Annotated in this window: 23 protein-coding genes; 15 read left to right on the top strand and 8 right to left on the bottom strand. The window is 71.8% G+C overall.

From position 1 onward, the window contains the following. The coding region (locus tag AB0H64_RS43705) for a hypothetical protein (RefSeq protein ID WP_357637512.1) at positions 1-533 on the top strand (533 nt) is incomplete at its 5' end. Between the two features lie 229 nt (positions 534-762). On the opposite strand, the gene AB0H64_RS43700 is transcribed toward AB0H64_RS43705, so the two are convergent. Further along, positions 763-1086, bottom strand: a complete 324-nt coding sequence (locus tag AB0H64_RS43700; RefSeq protein WP_357637510.1) for a septal ring lytic transglycosylase RlpA family protein — start codon at positions 1084-1086, stop codon at positions 763-765. A gap of 10 nt (positions 1087-1096) precedes the next feature. Here AB0H64_RS43700 and AB0H64_RS43695 point away from each other — a divergent pair, with 10 nt between their 5' ends. The 3 genes from AB0H64_RS43695 to AB0H64_RS43685 all read left to right on the top strand — a co-directional run bounded on the left by AB0H64_RS43695 (position 1097) and on the right by AB0H64_RS43685 (position 4040). Further along, the gene (locus AB0H64_RS43695; protein ID WP_357637508.1) at positions 1097-1522 is read left to right on the top strand and encodes a hypothetical protein; all 426 of its coding nucleotides are present in this window, start codon (positions 1097-1099) and stop codon (positions 1520-1522) included. Between the two features lie 818 nt (positions 1523-2340). Further along, on the top strand, positions 2341-2865 hold the full coding sequence (locus AB0H64_RS43690; protein WP_357637505.1) for a SigE family RNA polymerase sigma factor: 525 nt from the start codon (positions 2341-2343) through the stop codon (positions 2863-2865). Beyond that, the gene (locus AB0H64_RS43685; RefSeq protein ID WP_357637502.1) at positions 2865-4040 is read left to right on the top strand and encodes a hypothetical protein; all 1176 of its coding nucleotides are present in this window, start codon (positions 2865-2867) and stop codon (positions 4038-4040) included. The genes AB0H64_RS43690 and AB0H64_RS43685 overlap by 1 nt, the downstream gene beginning before the upstream one ends. An 18-nt stretch (positions 4041-4058) precedes the next feature. On the opposite strand, the gene AB0H64_RS43680 is transcribed toward AB0H64_RS43685, so the two are convergent. Both AB0H64_RS43680 and AB0H64_RS43675 read right to left on the bottom strand, forming a co-directional pair. Further along, the gene (locus AB0H64_RS43680) at positions 4059-5582 is read right to left on the bottom strand and encodes an ATP-dependent DNA ligase (protein ID WP_357637499.1); all 1524 of its coding nucleotides are present in this window, start codon (positions 5580-5582) and stop codon (positions 4059-4061) included. 116 nt (positions 5583-5698) lie between these two features. Continuing rightward, the gene (locus tag AB0H64_RS43675) at positions 5699-6073 is read right to left on the bottom strand and encodes an FKBP-type peptidyl-prolyl cis-trans isomerase (protein ID WP_310711622.1); all 375 of its coding nucleotides are present in this window, start codon (positions 6071-6073) and stop codon (positions 5699-5701) included. Positions 6074-6165: 92 nt separating this feature from the next. Between AB0H64_RS43675 and AB0H64_RS43670 the strand changes: the two genes are divergently transcribed. Next, the gene (locus tag AB0H64_RS43670; protein WP_357637497.1) at positions 6166-6951 is read left to right on the top strand and encodes an SDR family oxidoreductase; all 786 of its coding nucleotides are present in this window, start codon (positions 6166-6168) and stop codon (positions 6949-6951) included. An 8-nt stretch (positions 6952-6959) separates the two neighbouring features. On the opposite strand, the gene AB0H64_RS43665 is transcribed toward AB0H64_RS43670, so the two are convergent. Further along, positions 6960-8399, bottom strand: a complete 1440-nt coding sequence (locus tag AB0H64_RS43665; RefSeq protein ID WP_357637494.1) for a GuaB1 family IMP dehydrogenase-related protein — start codon at positions 8397-8399, stop codon at positions 6960-6962. Positions 8400-8497: 98 nt separating this feature from the next. Between AB0H64_RS43665 and AB0H64_RS43660 the strand changes: the two genes are divergently transcribed. After that, on the top strand, positions 8498-8950 hold the full coding sequence (locus tag AB0H64_RS43660; RefSeq protein ID WP_357637492.1) for a GyrI-like domain-containing protein: 453 nt from the start codon (positions 8498-8500) through the stop codon (positions 8948-8950). 14 nt (positions 8951-8964) lie between these two features. Here AB0H64_RS43660 and AB0H64_RS43655 read toward each other — a convergent pair whose 3' ends face one another. Beyond that, positions 8965-10095, bottom strand: a complete 1131-nt coding sequence (locus AB0H64_RS43655) for a CaiB/BaiF CoA-transferase family protein (protein WP_357637490.1) — start codon at positions 10093-10095, stop codon at positions 8965-8967. Between the two features lie 161 nt (positions 10096-10256). Here AB0H64_RS43655 and AB0H64_RS43650 point away from each other — a divergent pair, with 161 nt between their 5' ends. The 4 genes from AB0H64_RS43650 (at position 10257) to AB0H64_RS43635 (ending at position 15531) form a co-directional block, all read left to right on the top strand. Continuing rightward, positions 10257-11807 carry a protein kinase gene (locus AB0H64_RS43650; RefSeq protein ID WP_357637487.1) on the top strand — a complete coding sequence of 517 codons (1551 nt, stop codon included), beginning with the start codon at positions 10257-10259 and terminating at the stop codon, positions 11805-11807. Continuing rightward, positions 11804-12781: an NAD(P)-dependent oxidoreductase gene (locus tag AB0H64_RS43645; RefSeq protein ID WP_357637485.1), complete on the top strand. Its 978-nt coding sequence runs from the start codon at positions 11804-11806 to the stop codon at positions 12779-12781. Before AB0H64_RS43650 ends, AB0H64_RS43645 begins: the two co-directional genes overlap by 4 nt. Positions 12782-12918: 137 nt before the next feature. Next, on the top strand, positions 12919-14268 hold the full coding sequence (locus AB0H64_RS43640; protein ID WP_357637482.1) for an FAD-binding oxidoreductase: 1350 nt from the start codon (positions 12919-12921) through the stop codon (positions 14266-14268). 3 nt (positions 14269-14271) lie between these two features. Further along, entirely contained in the window at positions 14272-15531 is a 1260-nt protein-coding gene (locus AB0H64_RS43635; protein WP_357637479.1) for a cyclopropane-fatty-acyl-phospholipid synthase family protein, read from the top strand. A 77-nt stretch (positions 15532-15608) separates the two neighbouring features. On the opposite strand, the gene AB0H64_RS43630 is transcribed toward AB0H64_RS43635, so the two are convergent. After that, a complete protein-coding gene (locus AB0H64_RS43630; RefSeq protein WP_357637476.1) occupies positions 15609-15995 on the bottom strand; it encodes an ACT domain-containing protein in 387 nt (128 codons plus the stop codon). A gap of 89 nt (positions 15996-16084) precedes the next feature. On the opposite strand from AB0H64_RS43630, the gene AB0H64_RS43625 reads away from it, so the two are divergent. Then, positions 16085-17020 (top strand): teichoic acid biosynthesis protein C, encoded by a 936-nt coding sequence (locus tag AB0H64_RS43625; protein ID WP_357637474.1) that lies wholly within the window; start codon positions 16085-16087, stop codon positions 17018-17020. Between the two features lie 9 nt (positions 17021-17029). Here AB0H64_RS43625 and AB0H64_RS43620 read toward each other — a convergent pair whose 3' ends face one another. Continuing rightward, positions 17030-18565: a long-chain fatty acid--CoA ligase gene (locus AB0H64_RS43620; RefSeq protein ID WP_357637472.1), complete on the bottom strand. Its 1536-nt coding sequence runs from the start codon at positions 18563-18565 to the stop codon at positions 17030-17032. 390 nt (positions 18566-18955) lie between these two features. Here AB0H64_RS43620 and AB0H64_RS43615 point away from each other — a divergent pair, with 390 nt between their 5' ends. From AB0H64_RS43615 to AB0H64_RS43600, 4 genes are all read left to right on the top strand, one after another. Then, positions 18956-20182 carry a transposase gene (locus AB0H64_RS43615; protein WP_357637469.1) on the top strand — a complete coding sequence of 409 codons (1227 nt, stop codon included), beginning with the start codon at positions 18956-18958 and terminating at the stop codon, positions 20180-20182. A 109-nt stretch (positions 20183-20291) separates the two neighbouring features. After that, the gene (locus AB0H64_RS43610) at positions 20292-21839 is read left to right on the top strand and encodes a GMC family oxidoreductase N-terminal domain-containing protein (protein ID WP_357637466.1); all 1548 of its coding nucleotides are present in this window, start codon (positions 20292-20294) and stop codon (positions 21837-21839) included. A gap of 46 nt (positions 21840-21885) precedes the next feature. Next, positions 21886-23139 (top strand): cytochrome P450, encoded by a 1254-nt coding sequence (locus tag AB0H64_RS43605; RefSeq protein ID WP_357637464.1) that lies wholly within the window; start codon positions 21886-21888, stop codon positions 23137-23139. 49 nt (positions 23140-23188) lie between these two features. Beyond that, a complete protein-coding gene (locus tag AB0H64_RS43600) occupies positions 23189-24025 on the top strand; it encodes an alpha/beta hydrolase (RefSeq protein ID WP_357637461.1) in 837 nt (278 codons plus the stop codon). A gap of 10 nt (positions 24026-24035) precedes the next feature. Here the strand turns inward: AB0H64_RS43600 and AB0H64_RS43595 are convergent. After that, the coding region (locus AB0H64_RS43595) for a methyltransferase domain-containing protein (RefSeq protein ID WP_357637458.1) at positions 24036-24898 on the bottom strand (863 nt) is incomplete at its 5' end.

Genomic DNA, 24898 nt, shown 5'->3' with positions numbered 1-24898 from the left:
TCGACCTGGTCATCCCCGACTCCCAAGGGCGCGTGACCGTCACCAACCGCGGTCCGGGCACCACCCACGTCCAGGTGTCGATGCGCGGCTACTTCCTCGATCCCCCCATGCCCGTCGAATACGACAACCCCCCGGAACTGCCCGTCACGGAAACCATCCCCGAAGAGGACGAGGCAGCCACCACAGGCGCACCGGGCCGCAGCTTCAAGGCACAGGCCCGAAAGGGCTTCAATCGAAGCGGTGTCCCTGGCGTGTTCGAAGGCAGGGTGTGGTGGCATGCCCCAGCGCCCTATGCGCTCTACATCAATGCCGTGGTCCGCGACACCCGGTCAACCCCGGAATGCATCGGCGCGCTCGTCCGGATGGACGGCAAGGTCTACAGCAACCGGACGCAGTGGGTTGCCTGCGGCAAAGGTAATGCGAAACTAATCAAGGGCTGGTTCCAAAGGACGGCCAACCGGATCGATTTCAAGGCCTGTCAGGTCAACCGGAGGACCTGGCGCTACAGCTGGTGCACCACCGAATGGAAATAAGGCGCCACTGTAGCGCCATGACCTTGTAGCGGCCGGGAAAGAAGTACATTTCTTCTTGAGCAACTGGTGTCGTTCGGACACGTCTCTCTGGCGCATCCCCGAGGAAGCGCCAGAGAGACGTTGTCCTTTCAGTCCTGGAAGAGCGACGACCAGCGCAAGGGCGAGCAACTGCCGTGGACCGCCTCGGACGGCTTGTAGAGCTGCGGGACTGGCGCGCCGACCCGACACGTCAGCGGGCCAGGACCTCGTACTTGACCCGCATCACGCCCGCCCCCGTGTTGCCGATGGCGGCGAAGGCGGCGCGGGACAGGTCGAGGCAGCGGCCGCCCACGTACGGGCCGCGGTCGTTGATGCGCACCGTGACCGAGTCGCCGTTGCGGGGGTTCGTGACGCGGACGCGACTGCCCATGGGGAGCGTCTTGTGGGCGGCGGTCATCGCCGACGGGTTGAACCGCTCGCCGCTGGCCGTCATCTGGCCCTCGGCGTAGTAGGAGGCGCCGCACGTACCCGAGGCCACGACCTTCTTCTTGGACGTGTGCTTGGGGGCCGTCACGGTCTTGGCCTTGGTCGCCTTCGTCCTGGCCTCCGCGACGGGCGCCGCGGCGGTCCTCGGCTTCGCCTGCGTCTCGGGCTTGGCGGGTGCCGGGGGCTTGGCCGCGGACGTACGCGGGGATTTCAGGGTGGACGGCGCTGTGGACGACGGCGTCGCGGCCGGGACGGGAGCGGCCCCGGTACGGGTGGCCGAGGTCGGAGCGTCCGGCGTGGTGGCGGTGGGGGTGAGGGCAGCCGGGGTGCTCGTCGTCGTGGCGGCGGAGGCGTCCGAGGCGAGGGTCGCGGCGGTGGACGGCTCGTCGTCGGAGACGGCCCACGCGGTGGTGGACGCGGCGGCCAGGAGGGCGGCACCGGCGGCCACGGTGGTCCAGCGACGCCTACCGGGAGCCGTCAGCCGGCTCAGGGGGTGCGCGGAGTGGGGCTTCTGGGAGTGCTGACCCAAGGGGAACCACGGTCCTAGGTAGGGGACAGGACAGGGAAGGGCGGACGGGGGGATGGGGTGAGGGGCACACGTCGGCCGATCCCGCGGGCAGGGCGGTGAGCCCCGCGGCGTGGACGAAGATATGCGACCAAGGCCAGGTAAAGGCAAGTTAATGCGGGCTTAGTGATATATCCCACTCTGTGGTCAAGATTGCTGTGAAGTATTGATCACTGGCATATGCGCAGTTGAAGCGCCTTTTGATCTTTTCTTTGTGTTGTCGGCTTCGTGTGGCCTCTTGATCCTTTACTTCCGTGGCTATGGCCGGCCTGGCGGATGATCCACCGGGCGTGCCGCGGCCACCATCGGTTGGTGATCTGGGGGCGTGCGGCTCCGGCGATCGATCTGCTGCGACTGCGGCCGATCTGGGCCGCGTGTACGTCCTCGGCCGACGTCGTGTTGGGGTGAAGTCGCATTCGGTGACTGGCTCGTGGTGCTTGGCTGGGTCCTCTGACGTGCCCCGCTCGGCGCGGCGCCCCGCAATCAGCCGAAAACCGAGAAAGCGGAAATAGCAGATATGGCAAAAGATTTCGCGCTGGCACGTTAATCAAACGGCGAACCGTCAACGCCGAATGCGCACGGCGGGCTCGCGTCTTCGGCGGTTGGCCGGCAGCCCCCCGGCTCCCCGCCCCCGGCTGTCTGCCTCCGAAGTCGGTCCCGGGGTGGTTCGCAATCCCGGCCCGGCCGGATATTTCCGGATACGGTGCAACCCTGCGCCACGCCCGGCGCATCAGGTGGGCGTGAAAGCAATCCCCCCGGGACCGCCCTGGGAGCCCGATGAGCCCCGATGACGAGTACACCGCCTACGTGAGCGGGCGCCTGCCCTGGTTACGCCGGGTGGCGTACCTGCTGTGCCAGGACTGGCACCGGGCCGACGACCTGGTGCAGACCGCCATCACGCGGCTGTACGTCAAGTGGCGGCGAGCCCGCGCCGCCGACGACCTCGACGCGTACGTCCGCGTGATCCTCGTGCGCGTCTTCCTCGCCGAGCAGCGGGGCGGCTGGTTCTCCCGCGTACGGGTGACCCACGCGCCGCCCGCCGACCTGGCGGAAAGAGACGACCGTGACCTCGCCCTGGACCTGCGCCGCGCGCTGGCGGCCGTGCCGCCGCGCCAGCGGGCCACGCTCGTGCTGCGTTTCCACTGCGACCTGAGCGTCGTGCAGACCGCTCAGGTGCTGGGGTGCAGCACCGGAACCGTCAAGAGCCAGACCGCCCGCGGCCTGGCCGCCCTGCGCGAGAAGCTCGGGCCGTCCTACTCCCACGTGCCGTACCCGCACCTGACGCACACGGAAGAGCGCTGATGGACACCAAGGACCTGTTCGACACGCTGGCGGCCGAGGAGCAGCCGCCGACGACCGTGGACGTGCGCCGCGCCGTCGCCGCCGGGCGCGCCACGCGCAGACGCCGCCGGACCGCCCTCGCCGCGGGCGGGCTGGCGGTGTGCCTCGCCGGCACGCTCACCTGGTACGGCCTGGAGGGCCAGGTCCGGGGCGACCGGACGGCCACGGTCGTCCACGAGGCCCCCGCCAAGGACACGCTGCCCGCCTCCGGCGTGGGCCCCCTGAGCCACGCCTACTACGACTGGTGCGGGGAGAAGTGGAGTCCCGGCAAGGGGGCCTCCTTCGCCGGCCGGGACTGCGTGCAGTGGAGAGTGGTGACCCGCGACGGCCGGACGTACCGGATGCCGGAGGCGGCGAGCGTCTACCTCGACCAGACCAAGGCGAACTACATGAACACCGCCGCCCCCCTGGTGATCACCTCGGACGGCCGCCGGATCGCGTACTACAGCGCCGAGGAGGAGAGGTTCGCGGTCCGGGACCTGGTGAGCGGGCAGGTCTGGCTCAGCCCGCAGACGGTGTCACGCGAGGAGATGGTGAAGAACGGACTGTTCGTCACCCTTTCGCCCGAGGGCCGCTACCTCGTCCTGAACGGCCGGCTACCGGCGGTCGTCGACATGGAGACGGGCCGGGTCACGGACGTGCCACAGGGGTGGCAGCCGATGACCGTGGCGCGCGGCGGTGACCGGGTGATCGTCCAAAACGACCGGTTGCGGTACGGCCTGTTGGAGGACGGCCGGGTGCGGCCCTTCACCGGCTCCATCGAGGAATCGCTGAGCCCCCTGGCTCCCGACGGGCGCACCGTGGCCTATCTGGACCGTCCTGGGGCGTCCCGTAAGGGCGTCGGCCAGTCGCGGCCCGACACGCTCGTCACCCTGGACGCGACGACCGGAGAGGTGCTGGGCAGGGCGAAGTTCCGCGACGCGTCCGCGGGGTTCTCCCCGTGGCGGATCGGACACTGGCGCGCGGCCACCGAGGTGGTGGTCAGCCAGATCGTCCAGAGCCGTTGGAAGCCGGGCGAGGTGCCCCGGCTGGGGGAGGCCGCGTATGCCGTGGACGTCACCACCGGCAAGGTGCGCAAGCTCGGCACCTACACCTTCCGCGGCTGGGGCGGCGACATCGTCATCCCCGGCATGTGACGGCGGCCGGAGGTCGCGTCACAGCATGAGGGAGCGGACCGTCTCCACCGTGTCGGCGTCCTGCGCCCGCTTGTCGGGGCGGTAGCGCAGGACGCGGGCGAAGCGCAGCGCCATGCCGCCCGGATAGCGGGGCGAGCGCTGCACCCCGTCGAAGGCGATCTCCACCACCAGCTCGGGCCGCAGCGTCACCATCCACGCGTCGGTCGGGCCCTCCGCCAGCTCCAGGAATCGCTCCGTCTGCCAGGCCAGCAGCTCGTCCGTCAGCCCTTTGAACGTCTTGCCGAGCATCACGAACCCGCCCTCCGCGTCGCGGGCCCCCAGGTGCAGGTTGGACAGCTTGCCCTGGCGCCGCCCGTGCCCCCACTCGGCGGCCAGGACGACGAGGTCGAGCGTGTGCCGCGGCTTCACCTTCACCCACCCCGCGCCCCGGCGGCCCGCGGCGTAGGGGGAGGTGAGCGACTTGACGACCAGGCCCTCGTGCCCGGCCCTGACCACGTCGGCGAAGAATCGCTCAGCCTCGGCCACGTCGCCCGTGACCAGGCGTGGGGTGAGCAACGCCGGCGGCACCGTGCCGCTCAGCGCCTCCTGCCTGCGCTCGTACGGCAGGTCGAGCAGGTCCTCGCCGCCGACCCGCAGCGCGTCGAAGAAGAACACGCTCAGCGGCGTCTGCTCGGCCAGCCGCGCCACGTCGAGCTTGCTCGTGGCCCGGCTCGCGGTCACCTGGAACGGGTGCGGCCGCCCGTCCGGGCGCAGCGCGATCACCTCGCCGTCGAGCACCACGTCGTCCACCGGGAGGCCCAGCACGGCCTCGACCAGCTCCGGAACCTGCGGGGTGATGTCGTCGAGCGTGCGGGTGAACACCCTGACGTCCGAGCCCGACCGGTGCGCCTGCACGCGTATGCCGTCGAGCTTCCACTCCAGCGCGGCGGGCGCGCCCGCCTTGGCCAGGGCGGCGGCGACGTTGGGCGCGCTGCCGGCCAGCATGGGCGACACCGCGCGCCCCACCCCCAGCCGGAACCCCCGCAGCGCGTCGGCCCCGCCGGCGAGGGCGGCCGCCCCCACGGCGGGCAGCGAGCCGCGCAGCGTCAGCGCCCGCCGCACGTCGGCCGAGGGCGCGCCGGACGCCTTGGCGACCGCCTCGATCATCACGCCGTCGAGGGCGCCCTGCCGCAGCTCACCGCTGAGCAGCCGCAGCATGAACGACTGCTCCTGGCTCGTCAGCCCCGCGAACAGCTCGTCGACCAGCGCCTTGCGGGCCGCCTGCGAGCCCTGCCCGGACACGCCCTTGATCGCGCTCAGCCGCGTGTCGACGCCGGCCAGCGTGGCCGTGGCGGCGAGCTTGGGCTGCGGCAGGTCCTGAAGGGTGCGCCAGCCGACACCGATCTGGCGTTGGGGCAGCTCGCCGGACAGGTAGGAGATCGCGATCTCCGCCTCGCCGGGGCCCACCCTGCCGAGCAGCTCGGCCAGGTGGCCGATCTTGCCCAGGCGCGCCGATGTCCGCGTCACCGCCTCCGAGACCCGCACCACGTCGATCAGTAGCACACCGCCTATGGTGCCTCACGACACCGACATTTCCCCACCTCGGGGTGCATCGATTCAGCCGCGAAGCGGGGCGGCCGGGCCTTGGGAGACCCGGCCGCTCCACCTGCCCGCGACGGCTAGCGCACGCCCAGGAGATCCACCACGAAGATGAGCGTCTCTCCCGGCTTGATACGGCTGCCGGCGCCGCTGTTCCCGTAACCGAGGTGCGGCGGGATGACGAGCTTGCGCCGGCCGCCCACCTTCATGCCCGCGACCCCGCGGTCCCAGCCGGCGATGACCCGGCCGCCGCCCAGCGGGAACTCGAACGCCTGGCCGCGGTTCCACGACGCGTCGAACTCCTCACCGGTCGAGAAGGCGACGCCCACGTAGTGGACGCTGACGTTCTGGCCGGGCTTGGCCTCGGGGCCGTCCCCCTCGACGATGTCGACGATCTCCAGGTCGGCGGGCGGCTCGCCCTCCGGGAAGTCGATTTCCGGCTTCTCGAGTGCCACGAAGTGCTCCTGTTGACGATGGCTGATGCTGGTGTTGACCTTGTGAACGGACAACCCGACGACTCTATGCGCTCGGGATATCGTCGACGTCCATGGCCGCCCTTTCACCCGACGGGATCCTGCTCACCGGGCGCGTCGCCGTGGTGACCGGCGGGGCGCGCGGGCTGGGCCGCGCGATCGCCGAGGCGTTCGCGGCGTTCGGCGCGGAGGTGGCGGTGTGCGACCGCGTCACGCCGCCCGGCGGCGACCTCGCGATGACGCTGGACGTGCGCGACCCGGTGTCCGCCGAGGTGTTCGCCGGTGCCGTACGTGAGCGGTGGGGGAGGGTGGACGTCCTGGTCAACAACGCGGGCGGCACGTTCCACGCCCCGTTCGCCGGCACGTCCGAGCGCGGCGAGCGCACCCTCATCGAGGAGAACTTCACCCAGGTCACCGCCATGATCCGGCGGTTGCTGCCGATGATGGGCGAGGGGGCGTCGATCATCAACGTGACGTCCAGCGAGGCCCACCAGGCGGCGCCGGGGTTCGCGATCTACGCGGCGATGAAGGCGGCGGTGGAGAGCCTGACCAGGTCGCTCGCCCTGGAGCTGGCGCCCAGGGGCGTCCGCGTCAACGCCATCGCCCCCGACGCCCTGCCCACGGAGGGCGAGCTGGCCATGCGCGAGACCGTCCGCGCCGCCCGGCCCGGCGACCCGGCCCGCCACGGCGCGCCGCCGTTCGAGCCCGTACGGCTGCCGCCCCTGGGCCGCCTGGGCGAGCCCGCCGACGCGGCGGCGGCCGCGGTGTTCCTGGCCGGCGACCTGTCCCGCTTCGTCACCGGCACGACGCTCCACGTGGACGGCGGCATCCACGCCGCCGGCGGCTGGCGCCGCATCTGAACCAGGGCTCACCAGCTCTGGTGCAGCGGCATGCCCTCCGCGTATCCGGAGGAGCCCTGGATGCCCACCACGGCCCGCTCGTGGAACTCCTCCAGCGTCGTGGCCCCCGCGTACGTGCACGCGGACCGCAGCCCCGCCACGATCGCGTCCACCTGGTCCTCCACGCTCGGCCGGCGCGGGTCCAGGTACATGCGCGAGGTGGAGATGCCCTCCTCGAACAGCGCCTTCCTGGCCCGGTCGAACGGGCTGTCCTCGGCCGTGCGCAGCCGCACGGCGCGGGCGGAGGCCATGCCGAAGTTCTCCTTGTACTTGCGCCCGTCGGCGTCGGTGCGCGTGTCCCCGGGCGACTCGTACGTGCCGGCGAACCACGAGCCGATCATCACGTTGGCCGCCCCGGCGGCCAGGGCGAGGGCCACGTCGCGCGGGTGGCGCACGCCGCCGTCGGCCCACACGTGGCGGCCGAGCCGGCGCGCCTCGGTGGAGCATTCGAGCACCGCCGAGAACTGCGGCCGGCCGACGCCGGTCATCATCCGGGTCGTGCACATGGCGCCCGGCCCGACGCCCACCTTGAGGATGTCGGCCCCGGCCTCGACGAGGTCGCGCACGCCCTCGGCCGTCACGACGTTGCCGGCGGCCACGGGCACGCCCGGGTCGAGCGCCCGCACGGCCCGCAGCGCGGAGATCATCTTGTCCTGGTGGCCGTGGGCGGTGTCCACGACCAGGCAGTCGATCCCGGCCTCCATCAGCTCCTTGGCCCTGGCGGCGACGTCGCCGTTGACGCCCACGGCGGCGGCCACGCGCAGCCGGCCCGAGGCGTCGAGCGCGGGCTTGTAGAGCGTGGCGCGCAGGGCGCCCGTCCGGGTCAGGATGCCGAGGAGGCGGCCGTCGCCGTCCACGATGGGGGCCAGCCGGTGGCGGCCCTCGTGCAGCCGCTCGAAAGCGGCGCGCGGCTCCAGCCCGGCGGGCAGCGTCAGCAGCTCGCTCGACATCACCTGCGAGAGCTGCGTGTACATGTCGACGCCCTGGCAGTCGGCGTCGGTGACCACGCCGACCGGGCGGTTGTCCCAGTCGACGACGATGACCGCGCCGTGCGCCCGCTTGGGCAGCAGTTGCAGCGCCTCGCCGACGGTGTCGTGCGGGGTGAGCGTGAGCGGCGTGTCGTGCACGAGGTCGCGCTTCTTCACCCAGTCGACGACGTCGGCGACGACGTCGATGGGGATGTCCTGAGGGATCACCGCGACGCCGCCGCGCCGCGCGATGGTCTCGGCCATGCGGCGGCCCGCGACGGCGGTCATGTTGGCGACGACGATCGGGATGGTCGTGCCCGTGCCGTCGGAGGTCGACAGGTCGACCGCGAGCCGCGATCCGACCGATGAGCGCGACGGAACCATGAAAACATCGCTGTAGGTGAGGTCGTGGTGCGGCTCGATGCCGTTGAGAAATCTCACGTTCGTCCATCTTATGCGGTGACAGGGCTTTCCAGGGGTTTTCCCCGTTCGCGGGGGCTTATGATCGGCCCGGACACCCGAGGGGGAGGAGGGTCCCAGTGGAGATCACGGACCGCGACGAGCTGATCGTCGTCGGCTTCGCCATCCGCACCACGAACGCCGACGAGATGGACCCGGCGAGGGCGAGCCTGCCCGCGCTGTGGAGGCGGGCCGGCGCGCCGGGGGCGTTCGCGCACGTGCCCGGACGGGTCGACGAGAACCTGTACGCCGTGCTCACCGACTACGAGAGCGACCACAACGGGGCCTACACGCAGATCGTGGGCACCGGGGTGCGCACGGTGGTGCGGCTGCCCGAGGGCATGGTCGCGGTGCGCGTGCCGGCGGCCAAGACGCTGCGCTTCGAGGCGCGCGGGCCGATGCCGCAGGCCATCGTGGAGGCGTGGCAGCGGGTGTGGGCGCACACCGACTCGGGGGCGGCCCCGGCGCGGGCGTTCACGACGGACCTGGAGGTCCACCACCCGGAGGGGGCCGACCTCTACATCTCGATCTAGCGGGGGCCTCGGGGTCAGGCCAGGACGCCCTGGGCGCGCAGCTTGGCGGCGGTCTCGGCCGGGATGCCCCACGACGACAGGTCCTCCAGCCGCGTGGCCGGCGACAGGTCCGGCTCCGGCGCGCCGAGCAGGCGGGGCGCGGGCACGGGCTGGACGACCCCGTTGGCCTCGGTGAACGTGCCGCGTGCCACGTTGTGCGGGTGCCCGGCCGCCTCCGCCATCGACAGCACCGGCGAGACGCAGGCGTCCGACCCCGCGAAGACGGCCTCCCACTCCGCCCGTGTCCGCTTGCGGAACTCCTCGGCCAGCCGGGCCCTGAGCGCCGGCCACTGGGCCCGGTCGCCGCGGTCGGGCAGGTCCGGGGCGCCGGCGAGGCCCATGCGGGCCAGCAACTCCTCCCAGAACTTCGACTCCAGGGCCCCCACCGCGAGATGGCCCCCGTCGGCCGTCTCGTACGTGTCGTACATGGGGGCGCCGGTGTCGATCAGGTTGGTGCCGCGCGGCCCCCAGGAGCCGCTCTGCGCGGCGTTGTAGAACATCGCGAACAGCAGCGCGGCCCCGTCCACCATGGCGGCGTCGATCACCCGCCCCTTGCCGGTGCGCTGGCGCTCGACCAGGGCGAGCAGGATGCCGTAGGCGAGCATGAGGCCCCCGCCCGCGAAGTCCCCGAGGATGTTGACCGGCGGCGTCGGCGGCTGGTCCGCGCGGCCGAGCTGTGACAGCACGCCGGCGATGGCGATGTAGTCGATGTCGTGCCCGGCGGTGGCGGCCAGGGGTCCGTCCTGGCCCCAGCCGGTCATCCGGCCGTAGACGAGCCGCTCGTTGACGGCGTGCAGGTCGGCGGGGCCGATGCCGAGCCGCTCGGCGACGCCCGGCCGGAACACCTCGATGACCGCGTCCGCGCCCCGGGCCAGCTCCTTGAGCGCGGCCACGCCCTCGGGCGACTTGAGATCCAGCCCGATCGTGCGCTTGCCGCGGTCCATGACATCGGCGCGCGGGAGGTCCGAGACGGCGGCCACCCGGTCGATCCGCAGCACCTCGGCGCCGTGGTCGGCGAGCATCATGCCGGCGAACGGCCCGGGGGCGAGCCCGGCGAGCTCCAGCACGCGCACGCCCGCGAGCGGTCCCTGACGGCCTTCGGACATGGGACTCTCCTCCATGGGCGCGGCTGCGCCCGACGTCTGCGGAACACCCCAGTAGAACAACATTCGGCGAGCTGTCGCAAGCCACCTTTCCGACCTTCCGGCGAAGCAAGGTCAGGTATGGGAAACTTGCCCACTGATCGGGTGGTCTACAGGGGTAGGACATGGTTTCGGAAAGCACGCCGCTGATCGCCAGGCGTTACCAGTTGCTCCGCGAGCTGGGTCGCGGCGGCATGGGAGTCGTCTGGGAAGGTCGCGACACGCTGCTCAACCGGCAGATCGCGATCAAGGAAGTGCTGCTGCCCGAAGGGCTGCCGCGCGCCGACCAGGAGCGCCAGCTCCTCAGGACGGCTCGGGAGGCCAGGACCGCGGCGCGGCTCAACCACCCGTCGGTCGTCGCCGTCTACGACGTCGTCGAGGAGGACGGCCGCCCCTGGATCATCATGGAGCTGGTCCGGCATCCCTCGGTCGAGCAGGTCGTCGCCACCACGGGCGCGCTGCCCATCCGGCAGGCGGCTGACGTGGGCCGGCAGGTGCTGTCCGCCCTGCGCGCCGCGCACGAGGCCGGGATCCTGCACCGCGACGTCAAGCCGAGCAACATCCTGCTCGCCGACGACGGCCGCGCCGTGCTCACCGACTTCGGCATCGCCACGGCCGAGGGCGACTCCTCACTGACCAGCACCGGCATGGTCACCGGGTCCCCGAGCTTCCTCGCGCCGGAGCGGGTGCGCGCCGCCGAGGCCGGGCCGCCCTCCGACCTGTGGTCGCTCGGCGCCACGCTGTACGCCACGCTCGTGGGCCGCTCGCCGTTCGAGCGGGGCGAGCCGATGGCCACGCTCAACGCCCTGCTCAACGAGGAGCCCGACTACCGCCGCATCCCGCCGGCGATGCACCCGGTCCTCAAGGGCCTGCTGCGCAAGGAGCCGCACGAGCGGATGGGCGCCGAGGAGGCCGACCGGCTGCTCGCCGAGGTCGTCAACTCGCGTCCCGCCGGGGCGGACATGGACGTCCCGGACGAGGCCGCGCCCCGCCGCTCCAGCCGCACGCTGCTGGCGGCGGCCGCGGCCGCGGTGCTGGTCCTCGCGGGCGGCACGGTCGCCTACCTGAACCTCGTGCCCCCCGCCGAGGGCACCTCCAACATCGCCCAGCGCGCCGCCACCAGCCCCCTGCCCAGCGCGAGCGCCACCACGACCGGGTCCACGCCCACCCCGGCCGCCACCCCCAGCGCCACGCCCACGCCGTCCCCCACCCGCACCGCGCCCGTCACGCGGGCCTGGACCTCGCCCGAGGGCTGGTCGATCGCCCGCCCGGCCGGCTGGAGGGGCGCGCGCAAGGAGGCCCTCACCGAGTGGACCCGCCGCGACGGGGCCGCGCACGTCGGCATCGAGACCGTCTACGTCCAGCGCGACGCCGGCCAGCTCATCGAGGACGCCGAGGAGACGCTCCGGCAGGGCGCCCCGGACGTGCGGGCCGCCGGCCGCCGGACGGTCCTGCACCACGGCGTCCGGGCCGTCGAGTGCCAGTTCGTCTACACGGCGGGCCCCGAGTCCGACATGCCGTGGGCCCGCGAGGGTGTGCGGTACCGGGAACTGCGGCGGGCGGTCACCGCCGGCGACAGGACCTACATCCTGTCGTGGACGGTCGCCGAGGCTCAGTGGGCCCGCAGCGCCAGGCTGATGCGGCAGGTGATCGGCAGCTTTACCGTGGGGGCATGACGCCCTGGAACCTCCTCGCCCTGCCCCCGCTCCCCGAGGACGCGTTGCGCGGCCTGATGGCCCCGCTGGGCGAGCGGGTAGAGGTGCGGGTGCCCGCCTCCCGTGACCGCGCGGCGCTGCTGGCCGCCCTGCCGGAGGCCGAGATCGTGGTCGGCGACTGGACGGCGGAGCTGGCGCTCGACGCGGAGGCGGTCGCGGCGGCGCCCCGGCTGGCGTTCGTGCAGCAGCCGTCCGTCGGGGTCGACGGCCACGACGCGGCCGCGCTGGCCGCCGCGGGCGTCCCCCTGGCCAACACCGCGGGCGTCAGCGCCGTGGCCGTCGCCGAGTGGTGCGTCGCCGCCGCGCTCGCCCTGGTGCGGCGGCTGGCCGAGGCCGACGCCGCCGTCCGCGCGGGCGGCTGGCCCCAGCAGTCGCTCCAGCCGGGCGAGCTGGGCGGCAGGCGGGTCGGCATCGTGGGGTTCGGCCCGATCGGGGCGGCCTGCGCCCGGCTGTTCCGGGCCTTCGGCTGCGAGGTGTCGTACTGGACGCGCACGCCCCGCGACGAGCCCGGTCACGTGGACCTGGAGACGCTGGTGGCCGGCTCCGACGTGCTCATCGTGGTCATCGCGCTCGCGGACGGGACGCGCGGCCTCGTCGACCCCCGGCGCATGAAGCCCGGCGCCCTGCTGGTCAACGCGGCCCGCGGCGGCGTCGTCGACCAGGACGCGCTGGCCGGGGCGCTGCGCGACGGGCACCTCGGCGGGGCGGCCCTCGACGTGTTCGAGACCGAGCCGCTGCCCGCCGGCGACCCGCTGCGCGAGCTGCCCCGCGTCCTGCTGTCGCCGCACGTCGCGGGCGTCACCCCCGGGTCCACCGGCCGGCTGCTGGAGGCCGTCCTCGCCAACCTCACGGCAGCCCTCGACGGACGTCCGGTGACGAACGTGCTGAACGGTGTTTCCCCGACGATCCGCAGGAAGCCAGGTCGTCAGCCCTGAATCCGGGCGACCCACCTGGCGCGATGAACAGTTTTCGAGTCTTTAACGACCCCGGTCTGTTCGACATCGAAGTCGGGAGATACCTTCTTACGGACGATCTCTACCAGCTCAAGGGGGTGCTTGAGGTGACGACGACGATGTCGACACACCGACGGGCAGTAGAGCAGATCCAGCGGTCCTACGCGGAGATCCCCGGCGGCGCGGCGCCCCGGCTGGCCAAGGCCACCTCCAACCTCTTCAGGTTCCGCGACTCGGGGAGGACGGCGAAGCTGTCCGCGCGCGACCTGGACGAGGTCATCAGCGTCGACCCGGAGACGATGACGGCCGAGGTCCAGGGCATGACCACGTACGAGCACCTGGTCGACGCCACGCTGCCGCACGGCCTCATGCCGTACGTCGTGCCGCAGCTCAAGACCATCACGCTCGGCGGCGCGGTCACCGGCCTCGGCATCGAGTCCACCAGCTTCCGCGACGGGCTGCCGCACGAGTCGGTCGAGGAGCTGGAGATCCTCACCGGCGACGGGCGCGTCGTCGTGGCCCGCGACGACAACGAGCACCGCGACCTGTTCCGCTCCTTCCCGAACTCCTACGGCACGCTCGGCTACGCGCTGCGCATCAAGATCAGGCTCAAGCCGGTCCAGCCGTACGTCCGGCTCACGCACGTGCCGTTCACCGACGCCGACAAGTGCATGCTCGCCATGCAGGAGATCTGCGAGAGCATGGAGCACGAGGGGGAGCCGGTCGACTTCGTCGACGGCGTGTTCTTCACCCCGCAGGAGATGTACATCACGCTCGGCCGCTTCGCCGAGCGCGCCCCGTACGTCTCCGACTACACCGGGATGCGCATCTACTACCAGTCGATCCGCAACCGCCAGCGCGACTGGCTGACGATCCGCGACTACCTGTGGCGCTGGGACACCGACTGGTTCTGGTGCTCGCGCGCCTTCGGCGTGCAGCAGCCCGTCGTGCGCTCGCTCATGCCGCGCCGCTGGATGCGCTCCGACGTCTACCGCCGGCTCGTCGCGCTCGACCGCCGGCACGGCGTGACCGCGCGGATCGACCGCTGGGCCGGCCGGCCCGTGCAGGAGTCTGTCATCCAGGACGTCGAGGTGCCGGTCGAGCGGGGCGCCGAGTTCCTCGACTTCTTCTACGACCAGGTCGGCATGACGCCGGTCTGGATGTGCCCGCTGCGGGCCTCGTCCCGCTGGCCCCTCTACCCCCTGGAGCCGGGCCGGCTGTACGTGAACTTCGGGTTCTGGGGGATGGTTCCGCTGCCGCGGGGACGGTTCGACGGCTACTACAACCGGCTCATCGAGAGCTCCGTGCACGACCTCGACGGGCACAAGTCGCTCTACTCGACGTCCTTCTACGCCCGCGAGCAGTTCTGGGAGTTGTACAACGGCAGTGCGTACTGGCCGGTCAAACGGGAATACGACCGGGACGGGCGCCTGCTGGACCTGTACGACAAGTGTGTGCGGGGAAGGTGAGAGATGGCTCTGGCAAGCATCTTCGAGAAGATCGTCGGCTCTGAGGCGAAGGTCGCCTTCCGGGCGTACGACGGGAGCAAGGCGGGGCCGGACGGGGCCGACCTCTGCCTGGAGGTCAAGTCCCCGATCGCGGTGGCCTACCTCGCGCAGGCGCCGGGCGAGCTGGGCCTGGCCAGGGCCTACGTCTCGGGGCACCTCGACCTCCACGGCGACATGTACACCCTGCTCGATCGCATGTGGAACATCACGACCAACGACCTGACCACGTCGGAGAAGATCGCCGCGGTCCGTGCGCTCGGTGTCAAGCCGCTGCTCATGCGGGTGCCGCCGCCCCCGCAGGAGATGCGGCAGAGCAGGCTGGCCCGGCTGGGCTCGCGGCACGCCAAGCAGCGCGACGCCGAGGCCATCCACCACCACTACGACGTCTCCAACCGCTTCTACGAGTGGGTGCTCGGCCCGTCCATGGCCTACACCTGCGCCGTGTTCCCCGGCGACTCCTCCACCCTCGAGGAGGCGCAGTACGCCAAGTTCGACCTGGTGGCGCGCAAGCTCGGCCTCCAGCCGGGCATGCGACTGCTCGACGTCGGCTGCGGCTGGGGCGGCATGGTCATGCACGCCGCCAAGCACTACGGAGTCAAGGCACTCGGCGTGACGCTCAGCAAGCAGCAGGCCGAGTGGGCGCAGCGGGCCATCGCCGAGGCAGGGCTGCAGGACCTGTGCGAGGTCCGTCACATGGACTACCGCGACGTCAGCGAGAGCGGCTTCGACGCGGTCAGCTCCATCGGCCTGACCGAGCACATCGGCAAGGACAACGTCCCGGCCTACTTCGAGTTCCTGTACGGCAAGCTCAAGCCGGGCGGCCGGCTGCTCAACCACTGCATCACCCGGCCGACGGGCGCGGAGAAGACCTTCAACAAGGGCGGCTTCATCAACCGCTACGTCTTCCCCGACGGCGAGCTGGAGTCGGTCGGCTGGCTGATCCGGCAGATGGAGGACCTCGGCTTCGAGATCCGCCACGAGGAGAACCTGCGCGAGCACTACGCCAAGACGCTGCGCCACTGGTGCGACAACCTCGACGCCAACTGGGCCGACGCGGTCGAGGAGGTCGGCATGGGCACCGCCCGGGTGTGGGCGCTGTACATGGCGGGCTGCATCGTCGGCTTCGAGCGCAACAAGGTCCAGCTCCACCAGGTGCTGGGCGTCAAGCTGGACAAGGACGGCCGCTCCGGCGTGCCGCTGCGCCCGGCCCGCGACTGGCCCTGATCCGGAAGGGCGCGGGGCCGCTCCGCCCCGCGCCCCTTCACGGCCGAGATCGCTGAGACCGGCCCTCCTAGCGCGGCTCAGGAGCGCAGGTGCCGGGTGTCCACCCGGTGTCCCGCGCCTTCGAGGACGGCCACGGCCTCCTCTACCCTCGCCTCCGGCACGAGGACGAGGTCGGCGTGGAAGGTGGAGGCGACGAAGACCGGGATCGCCGCCTCGGCCAAGGGCCCGACGACCGCCGCCAGCATGCCCGGGACGTCCAGGTCATGGGCGCTCGCGTCACCGTACAGGCCGATCCAGCGCTCCCCGGTGCCCCCTCGCCACGCCTCGCGGACGACGGTCAGCCCCTCCGGAGCCCGGACCAGCGCGATCCACTCGTCGTCCTCGGGGAAGGTCGCGTGCGGCAGGTGCTCCACGGCGAACGCGGACGGCACGACGCCCAGGCGCTGGGCGGTGGGTGAACTCATGGCACGTGTCTACCACGGTGAGATCACCCACTAGGGTGTTGCACTCGTCGTCGTCACCTAAGAGGAGCGTTGCCGAGATGTCGCCATCCATGACCAGGAGGGGCCTGCTCGTGGCGGGCGCCGGGGCCGCCGCCACGACGGTGCTCGGCGGAAGGGCCGCCGTGGCGTCCGCCGGCCGGTTCGACCTGGCGGCGCCCGCCACGGGCCTGATCTGGAAGAAGGCGCTGCGCGACGAGACGGTCCTGCAGTCGTTCGCCTTCGACAACGCCCACGGCCACATCTACGCCGTGCAGGTCAAGAACGGGGCCGGCAGCGCGGCGGCGGGCCACCTGTGCCTGACCAAGCTCAGCCTCGGCGGCGCGGTGCTCGGGCACATGTACCTCATGGGTTTCGGGCACGGCGTGCAGATCGGCGTCGAGCCGTCGGGCGGATCGGCCTTCCTGTGGACCGAGACCAGCGCGGTCGCCGACGGCGCCAACGCCTGGGGCAACCGGCTGGCCAGGTTCGCCTTCGTCCCCGGCAGGACGATCACACCCACGTCCGGTGGCGTGACCCGGTACGCCCCCGTCTCCGGCGCGACCAACACCACCTGCGCCATCGACCCCTCCACCGGCCGGCTCGTCATGCGCTATCGCAAGAACGGCGGCTTCCGCTACGCGGTCTTCCCGCTGCAGGCGGTCAAGTCGGGCTCGCGGACCCCCTCGCACGACATCGCCCAGCCGGCCGGCCTGGGCACCTTCCAGGGCTACGCCTCCTACGGCGACTACCTCTACCTGCTGGACGGCGACGCCTACGGCGCGTCCAACCCGGCTCCGGGCAACACCCACATCACCTGCGTCGACCTGCGGACCGGCCGCAAGGTGCAGCGGGCGCTGACCCAGGCCGGCAAGTCGCTGGACTACCGCGAGCCGGAGGGCATGGCGGTCCAGCTGGCCTCCGGCAGGCCCCGGCTCGCCCTCGGCCTCGCCTCGGGCGCTTCCGGGGCCCGGAAGGTGAGCATCTTCTACAAGAGCGGCCTGCTGTGACCGGAGGCGTCAGCGCAGCTCGCGCTTGAGGATCTTGCCGGTGGCCGTCATGGGCAGCGTGTCCCTGAACTCCACGATGCGCGGGTACTTGTAGCCCGCCATGTTCGCCCTGCACCAGGCGATCAGCTCGGCCTCGGTGACCGTCGCGTCCGGGGTGCGGATGACGTACGCCTTGACCTCCTCGCCGTGCGACTCGTGGGGCACGCCCACGACCGCCGCCAGCGAGACCGCCTCGTGCGTCAGCAGTACCTCCTCCAGCTCCCTCGGGTAGACGTTGAAACCGCCCCGGATGATCATGTCCTTGGCCCGGTCGATGATCGCGTAGTAGCCGTCGGCGTCACGGGTGGCGATGTCGCCGGTGCGGAACCAGCCGTCGCGCAGCACCTCGGCCGTCGCCTCCGGCCGGCCGTAGTAGCCCTTCATCACGTTGTGACCGCGGATCGCGATCTCGCCGGGCCCCTCGTCCTCGACCGTCTTCCACTCGCCGTCGACGAGCCGCATCTCCACGCCCCAGATCGGCGTGCCGACCGTCCCGGCCTTGGCCGGGCGGCCCGGCTGGTTGAAGCTGGCCACGGGCGAGGTCTCCGACAGGCCGTACCCCTCCAGGATGCCGACGCCGAAGGTGCGCTCGAAGTCCTTCAGCACCTCCACCGGCGAGGAGGAGCCGCCGGCCACCGCCGTCCGCAGCCGGCTCGGCACCTCGCCGCCGCCCGCGTGGAACGTGGTGAGCAGCGCCCAGTACATCGTCGGCACGCCCGCGAAGAACGTGACGCCCTCCCGGCGCATGAGCTCCAGCGCCTCGCCCGGCTCGAAGCGCGGCATGAGCACCACCGCCGCGCGCCGCCGGAAGCCGACGTTCATGACCACCGTCTGGCCGAACGAGTGGAACAGCGGCAGCACCGCCAGGTACACGTCGCCCTCGGCCTCGCGCTCGAACATCTGGTCGCACACCATGGTGTTCATCAGCATGTTCTGGTGGCTGAGCTCGGCGCCCTTGGGCTGCCCGGTGGTGCCCGAGGTGTAGAGGATCACCGCGGTGTCGTCGGGGGCGGTCGCCGCGGTCTCGAACGTGCCGGCCATCCCGTCGAGGGCCGCCCAGATCGACTCGCCGTACGGCGACTCGGTGGCGAGCGGCGTGGCGGGCAGCGCGAAGAAGTGCTCGCAGCCCTCGGCGGCCTCGAACCCGGCCCGGCCCCGCTCGCCGAGCGGCAGCTCGGGCGTGCCCTCGAAGCAGAACAGCGCCCTGGCGTCGCTGTCGTCGAGGTGGTAGGCGATCTCCCGGTCCTGGAGCAGCACGTTCAGCGGCACGACGGCGGCCCCGGCCTTGAGGATGCCGAAGTAGACGAACGGGAAGTACGGCAGGTTGGGGCAGGCCAGCGCCACCTTGTCCCCGCGGCCGATGCCGCGCGACACCAGCAGGTTGGCGACCTGGTTGGCGATCGTCTCGACCATCGAGTACGGCAGGCGCATGTCGCCGAAGACCAGGGCGGTGCCGTCCGGGTTGTTCCTGGCGCTGTCCTCAAGCACGACCGACAGATTGAGCATGTCGCCTTCCTCCCTCTACGCGGCCTACGCGACGTCGCGGACATCTTCGCAGGACGGCATACCGACCGGTAGGTAGCAAGGGTCACGGATTATCTCAGAAGGCGCTCCGGCCTGAAGGACTCTGTTGTATCGCCTCTTCCACTCGTCGGTGCGTTGCTCGCGGCGGACGGGCTCCAAGGCCTCGTGCTGAAGATGAGGTCGAAGGATGAGCTAGCGTGGGCGGGTCACTCGCGCGTTCATCTCGTGAATCTCCGGCCAAGCACGTGGCCGTCCCGACACGACGGGCTCCCTTCTGCCGCCCGGTGAGGAGAACTCGCCGCTTAAGCGATCCGGCGTCTGACGCAGCGAACGCCCCATCTCTGTCCTCCCTCCTCGGTAGATTGGGCGGTCATGAAGGCGGCGGAGTTTTCGGGTGAGGGTGCCGGGCACGCCCGATACACCTACCGGCTTCGCGTGTCGCCGGTCGCCCAGGCTGCCTTACTGGGTGAGTGGGATCGCTGCCGCTGGGTGTGGAACCAGTGCGTCGCCACGTCCAAGACGGCGCACCTGCACAACAAGACCCACCCAGAAGACCCGCAGAGCTGTGGCCCGGCCCAGCTCGACAAGATGCTGACCGGCTGGCGGGCTGAGCACGGATGGCTCGCGGAGGGGGCGTCGGTGCCGCAGCAGCAGATCATCCGTGACTTCGCCAGGTCCCGCGCCAAGGCAGTCAAGGACATCACCGGTCGGCTGCCCGTCCGGCAGCGGGCCGGGATGCCCCGCTTCAAGAAGAAGGACCTGGCCGATCCGAGCCTGAACTACACGCGGCGCGGCTTCCGCCTCAAGGACGGGCGCCTGCACCTGGCCGGGAACATCATCGTGACCGTGGTGTGGTCTCGTGACCTGCCCGCCGCCCCATCCAGCGTGCGCGTCTTTCGGGACAGTCTGGGCCACTGGTACTCCTCGTTCGTCGTCCCTGCCCAGGGCGGACCGCTGCCCGCCACAGGGCAGGCGATCGGCATCGACTGGGGCGTGACACAGGTCGCCACCACCACTAGTGATGACCATGACCTGCCGCATGCCGAGCACGGCAGGAAAGCCCAGGCCAAGCTGGCCCGCTACGATCGGATGATGGCCCGCCGCAGGCCACCCCGAGGACAGCCGGGCTCGAAGGGCTATCGCGAGGCGAAGAAGCTGCGCGCCAAGCAGTACAAGAAGATCGCCCACCAGCGCCAGGACACCGGTCGCAAGTGGGCCAGGAAAGTCGTCGGCGACCATGACGTGATCGCGGTGGAGGACTTCCGGCCGAGGTTCCTGGCCAAGTCCAGCATGGCGCGCAAGGCCGCTGATGCGGCCATCGGCGCGACCAAGCACGCCCTGATCGAGATGGCCCGCAAACATGGCCGCACCCTGTGGCTCGTCAACCCCGCGCACACCACCAGGGACTGCGCACAGTGCGGAGCGAGAGCCAAGCACGCACTACCTCTCTCCGAACGTACCTACACCTGTGCCGCCTGCGGAGCCGTCTGTCCCAGAGACAAGAACTCCGCCCGCGTCATGTTGGTCCGGGCTGGTCTGAACCCGGTTGGTGCTGATCGCGTGAGACCTGACCGTCCGCTGGACGGTCAGGCAGCGTGAGCCAGGAATCCCCCGTCTTCAGGCCGGGGGAGCAGTCAAAAGTGGATATGGACGGCTCCGGCTGACTGGAGTAAGCAAGTACCACGTCACTCAGCCCTGCGGAGGAGCCATGGAGTACGACTACGTGATCGTCGGCGCAGGGTCGGCGGGATGCGTGCTGGCCGGCCGGCTGACGGCCGACCCAGGGGTGAGCGTGGCGCTGGTCGAGGCGGGCGGCCCGGACGACAAGCTGGAGATCCGCATGCCGGCGGCCTTCGCGAAGCTGTTCAAGACCGCCTACGACTGGAACTACTCCACCGCCAAACAGCCCGAGATGTCCGGCCGTGAGCTGTACTGGCCGAGGGGCAGGGTGCTCGGCGGTTCGTCGTCGATCAACGCGCAGATGTGGGTGCGCGGCGGCCGGCTCGACTACGACCAGTGGGGTGTCCCCGGCTGGTCCTACGACGACGTCCTGCCGTACTTCCACCGGGCCGAGCACCGCGTCGGCGGCAACGAGGGCGGCGTGTACGGCACGGACGGCCCCCTGTACGTCTCCGAGCTGCGCAGCCCCAACGTCACCACGGCCGCCTTCCTCGGGGCCTGCGAGGAGCTGGGCCTGACCAGGCTGCCCGAGGTGAACGGCCCCTCCAGCGAGGGCTACGGCCCCACCCCCGTCACCCAGCGCCGGGGCCGCCGGTGGAGCGCCGCCGACGCCTACCTGCGGCCCGCGCTCAAGCGGCCCAACCTGACCGTCATCACGGGCGCGACCGTGGACCGGGTGGTGTTCGACGGCGTGCGCGCCACCGGGATCGAGCATGACGGCGGCGCCCAGGTCCGGGCCCGTCGCGAGGTCATCCTGGCCGCGGGCACGGTCGGCTCGCCGTACCTGCTCATGCGCTCGGGGGTGGGCGCGGCCGGTGAGCTGCGCGACGCCGGCGTGACCGTGGTGCGCGACCTGCCGGAGGTCGGCAAGAACCTCCAGGACCACCTGTCGTCCGGGGTGTTCGTCCGGTGCCGGCAGCCGGTGACGCTCACCAAGGCCGAGTCCGTCGGCAACGTGCTGCGCTACCTCGTGCTGCGCTCCGGCATGCTCACCACGAACGTGGGCGAGGCGGTCGCGTTCGTGCGCACCTCGCCGGAGGAGCCGGCGCCGGACATCGAGCTGATCTTCGCGCCGGGCCCGTTCGTCGACCACGGGCTCACCCCGCCGACCGGCCACGCCATGACCGTCGGCGTGGTGCTGCTCCAGCCCGAGAGCCGCGGCCGCGTCGGGCTCAACGGGCGCGACGTGGTCATCGACCCCGGCTATCTGGCCAAGGAGGCCGACGTCAAGCGGCTGGTCGCCGGGCTGAGGACGGCCAAGCAGATCTTCGCCACCACCGCCATGCGCCCGTACGCCGACGGGCCGATGCCGCCCTACGACGGCCAGGAGAGCGACGAGGAGCTCGCCCGGTGGGTGCGCGAGCGCGGCGAGACGCTCTACCACCCGGTGGGCACCTGCCGGATGGGCGCGGACGAGGCGTCGGTGGTGGACCCCCAGCTGCGGGTGCGCGGCGTCGAGGGGCTCCGGGTCGCCGACGCCTCGATCATGCCGTCCCTCAATCGCGGCCACACCCACGCTCCCGCCATAATGATCGGGGAGAAGGCCGCGGATCTGATCCTGGCGGGTCCCGCCTGACGTAACGCCTTGACGTAAGTGACCACTTGCACAAGGCTTTGCTCTCATGACGATCTCCGCCGACATGGACCTGTCGCAGATGCCGTTCTGGGCGCTGCCCCGGGCCCACCGCCAGGAGACCTTCCGGCGGATGCGCGCCCTCGACCGGCCCGTGTTCGTGCCGGAGCAGCCGCTGCCGTTCATCAAGAGCGGCGCCGGATACTACGCGCTCGTGCGGCACGCCGACGTGGTGGAGGCCAGCCGCACCCCCGAGGTGTTCAGCAGCGAGCCGTGCTCCAACAGCATCCCCGACATGCCGCGCTGGCTGGCCGTCTACTTCGGCTCGATGATCAACATGGACGACCCGAAGCACGCCCGGCTGCGCCGCATCGTCTCCCGCGCCTTCACCCCCCGCGTCCTGGCCAAGATGGAGGAGGACCTGGAGCGGGCCGCCGCCGAGATCGTGGATCAGGCGGTCAAGGAGGGGCCGGGCGACTTCGTCGCCCAGGTCGCCGCCAGGCTGCCCGTCCGCGTCATCTGCGACATGATGGGCGTCCCGCCGGAGCTGCACGACCTGGTGCTGCGCCGCACCAACGTCATCCTCGGCAACGCCGACCCCGAGTACACCGGCGTCGGCACCGAGCTCAGCCGCTTCAACGTGGCGCGCGGGCTGGCCCGGCTCATCCACGCCGGCTACTCGCTGAACCGGCTGGCCGCCCGCCTCGGCGACGAGCGGCGCAAGCGGCCGACCGGCGACCTGGTCAGCCTGCTCGTCAACGGCGAGGAGCGGCTCAGCTCCCAGGAGCTGGGCTCGTTCTTCATCCTGCTCGTGGTGGCCGGCAGCGAGACCACCCGCAACGCCATCACGCACGGGCTCAAGCTCCTCACCGACCACCCCGACCAGCGGCGGCTGCTGACCGAGAACTTCGAGGGCCTCATCGGCAAGGCGTGCGACGAGATGATCCGCTACTCCACGCCGGTGATCCAGTTCCGCCGCACGGTCACGCGTGAGCACGTCATGAACGGCATGCGCTACCGCGAGGGCGACAAGGTGCTGCTGTTCTACAACTCCGCCAACCGCGACGAGGCCGTCTTCCGCGACCCCGACGTCTTCGACATCACCCGCGACCCCAACCCGCACGTCGGGTTCGGCGGGCCGGGCCCGCACCACTGTCTGGGCGCCCACCTGGCGCGCCGGGAGATGACCGTGATGTTCCGGGAGCTGTTCACCCGGCTGCCCGACATCAGGGCCGTGGGCGAGCCCGACTACCTGCTGTCGAACTTCATCAACGGCGTCAAGCACCTGCGCTACGCCTACTGAGTGTGTCCCCCGGGCGTCCCCGGGCAAGCGAATGCTAGGTTTCGCAGTCATGGAGATCAGGACAATCCACGCCAACGGGGTGGAGTTCGCGTATCTTGCCGTGGGGGAGGGACCGCTGGCGCTGTGCCTGCACGGGTTCCCCGACACCGCGCACACCTGGCGGCACCTCATGCCGGCGCTGGCCGGCCGCGGCTACCGGGCGGTGGCGCCGTTCATGCGCGGCTACGCGCCGACCGAGATCCCGGCCGACGGGGCCTACGAGGGCGCCGCGCTGGCCGCCGACGTGGCCGCCCTGCACGAGGAGCTCGGCGGGGGCGACGACGCCGTGGTCATCGGGCACGACTGGGGCGCCTTCCCCGTGTACGGGCTCGGCGGGCGCTTCCGCCGGTCCGTGACCCTGGCGGTCCCGCCCCCCGGCGCGATGCTCACCTCGTTCTTCTCGTACGAGCAGCTCAAGCGCTCCTTCTACGTCTTCCTCTTCCAGACCGGGCTGGCCGAGACCGCCGCCGCCGAGCCCGGCTTCCTGGAAGGGCTCTGGGCGGACTGGTCGCCCGGGTACGACGCGCGGCGCGACCTGGAGTTCGTCCACCGCAGCCTCGGCCGGCCGGGCAACCTGGCGGCGGCCATCGGCTACTACCGGGCCATGCTCGGCACCACTCCGCCCTCGGGCCGTCACCCGGACCCGGAGCCCACGACGGGGCCGATCCTCTACCTGCACGGGAGCGGGGACGGCTGCCTCGGGGCCGGTGTGGTCAAGGACGCGCCGGACCACCTGCCGGCGGGCTCCCGGGCCGAGGAGGTGGCCGGGGCCGGCCACTTCCTCCACCTGGAGCGCCCGGAGGAGGTCAACCGCCTCATCCTGGACTGGCTCGGCCCCGCCTCCTGACCGGCCTGTCTCAGCGGCGCCGCCGGGGCACGCTGAGCACCGCGATGGCCGGGTGCCTGCCGGACAGGGAGACCTCGACCACCCGCTCGACGCGGAAGCCCTCGGGCACCCCGTCCATCAACGCCACCGCCAGCCCGCCGGAGGCCAGCACGCGGCGGACCTCCCGCCACAGCAGCCCGCCGTCGCGCGCCAGCAGGCCGGAGGCGGCGACCTGGCGGCCCCACGGCGGGTTCACCAGCACCCGGTCCACGCTCCGTGAGGGCAGCGGCAGCCGTCCCGCGTCGGCGACGGCCAGCGCCGCCCTCACCCCGGCGCGTGCGGTGTTCGCGGCGGCGGCCCGCACGGAGACGGGGGAGCGGTCGGCCCCGGCCAGGCGGGCCCGCGGCGCGAGCAGCCCGGCCTCGGCCAGCGTCGTGCCCGCCCCGCAGCACGGGTCCAGCACCACCGGCCCCGCCCCGCTTCCGGGTGAGGCTCCGCCCGCAGGGGGCCGGCCGAGGCCCGCGAGGACGGCCATGGCGGCGGCCAGCGGCGGGTGCAGGGTGCCGGGGATCGAGCTCGCCTTGTACGGCCGGCGGTGCAGCGGCCGCTCGCCCAGCCGCACGGCGATGACCGCCTGGTCGCCCTCGATGGTCACCCGCCACGGCACCGCGCCGGGCGGCAGCGCCACGCCGCCCGCCCGCGAGTGGTACGGCATCCCGAGCGCCCGCGACAGACCGGCCCCGACGGCGTCCTCGACGTCGAAGCGACTGTAGGAGCGCCGCCCCACGAACGTCGCCGACACCTCCAGGCCGACCGGCGCACCCAGGCCGTCCGGCGCACCCATGCCGTCCGGCGGGTCCAGGCCGTCCGGTGCGCCGGGCGGCGCCGCCGCCC

The organism is Nonomuraea sp. NPDC050733 (assembly GCF_040654215.1).
Lineage (GTDB): Bacteria > Actinomycetota > Actinomycetes > Streptosporangiales > Streptosporangiaceae > Nonomuraea.
This window is presented reverse-complemented; position numbering and strand designations above follow the sequence as displayed.

Bases quoted from the DNA above. Each gene is read 5' to 3' on its own strand.
- AB0H64_RS43630 (WP_357637476.1), bottom strand. From the start codon at position 15,995: ATGAGTTCACCCACCGCCCAGCGCCTGGGCGTCGTGCCGTCCGCGTTC.
- AB0H64_RS43600 (WP_357637461.1), top strand. From the start codon at position 23,189: ATGGAGATCAGGACAATCCACGCCAACGGGGTGGAGTTCGCGTATCTT.
- AB0H64_RS43645 (WP_357637485.1), top strand. From the start codon at position 11,804: ATGACGCCCTGGAACCTCCTCGCCCTGCCCCCGCTCCCCGAGGACGCG.
- AB0H64_RS43635 (WP_357637479.1), top strand. From the start codon at position 14,272: ATGGCTCTGGCAAGCATCTTCGAGAAGATCGTCGGCTCTGAGGCGAAG.
- AB0H64_RS43625 (WP_357637474.1), top strand. From the start codon at position 16,085: ATGACCAGGAGGGGCCTGCTCGTGGCGGGCGCCGGGGCCGCCGCCACG.
- AB0H64_RS43650 (WP_357637487.1), top strand. From the start codon at position 10,257: ATGGTTTCGGAAAGCACGCCGCTGATCGCCAGGCGTTACCAGTTGCTC.
- AB0H64_RS43690 (WP_357637505.1), top strand. From the start codon at position 2,341: ATGAGCCCCGATGACGAGTACACCGCCTACGTGAGCGGGCGCCTGCCC.
- AB0H64_RS43640 (WP_357637482.1), top strand. From the start codon at position 12,919: ATGTCGACACACCGACGGGCAGTAGAGCAGATCCAGCGGTCCTACGCG.
- AB0H64_RS43655 (WP_357637490.1), bottom strand. From the start codon at position 10,095: ATGTCCGAAGGCCGTCAGGGACCGCTCGCGGGCGTGCGCGTGCTGGAG.
- AB0H64_RS43620 (WP_357637472.1), bottom strand. From the start codon at position 18,565: ATGCTCAATCTGTCGGTCGTGCTTGAGGACAGCGCCAGGAACAACCCG.
- AB0H64_RS43610 (WP_357637466.1), top strand. From the start codon at position 20,292: ATGGAGTACGACTACGTGATCGTCGGCGCAGGGTCGGCGGGATGCGTG.
- AB0H64_RS43605 (WP_357637464.1), top strand. From the start codon at position 21,886: ATGACGATCTCCGCCGACATGGACCTGTCGCAGATGCCGTTCTGGGCG.
- AB0H64_RS43670 (WP_357637497.1), top strand. From the start codon at position 6,166: ATGGCCGCCCTTTCACCCGACGGGATCCTGCTCACCGGGCGCGTCGCC.
- AB0H64_RS43685 (WP_357637502.1), top strand. From the start codon at position 2,865: ATGGACACCAAGGACCTGTTCGACACGCTGGCGGCCGAGGAGCAGCCG.
- AB0H64_RS43615 (WP_357637469.1), top strand. From the start codon at position 18,956: ATGAAGGCGGCGGAGTTTTCGGGTGAGGGTGCCGGGCACGCCCGATAC.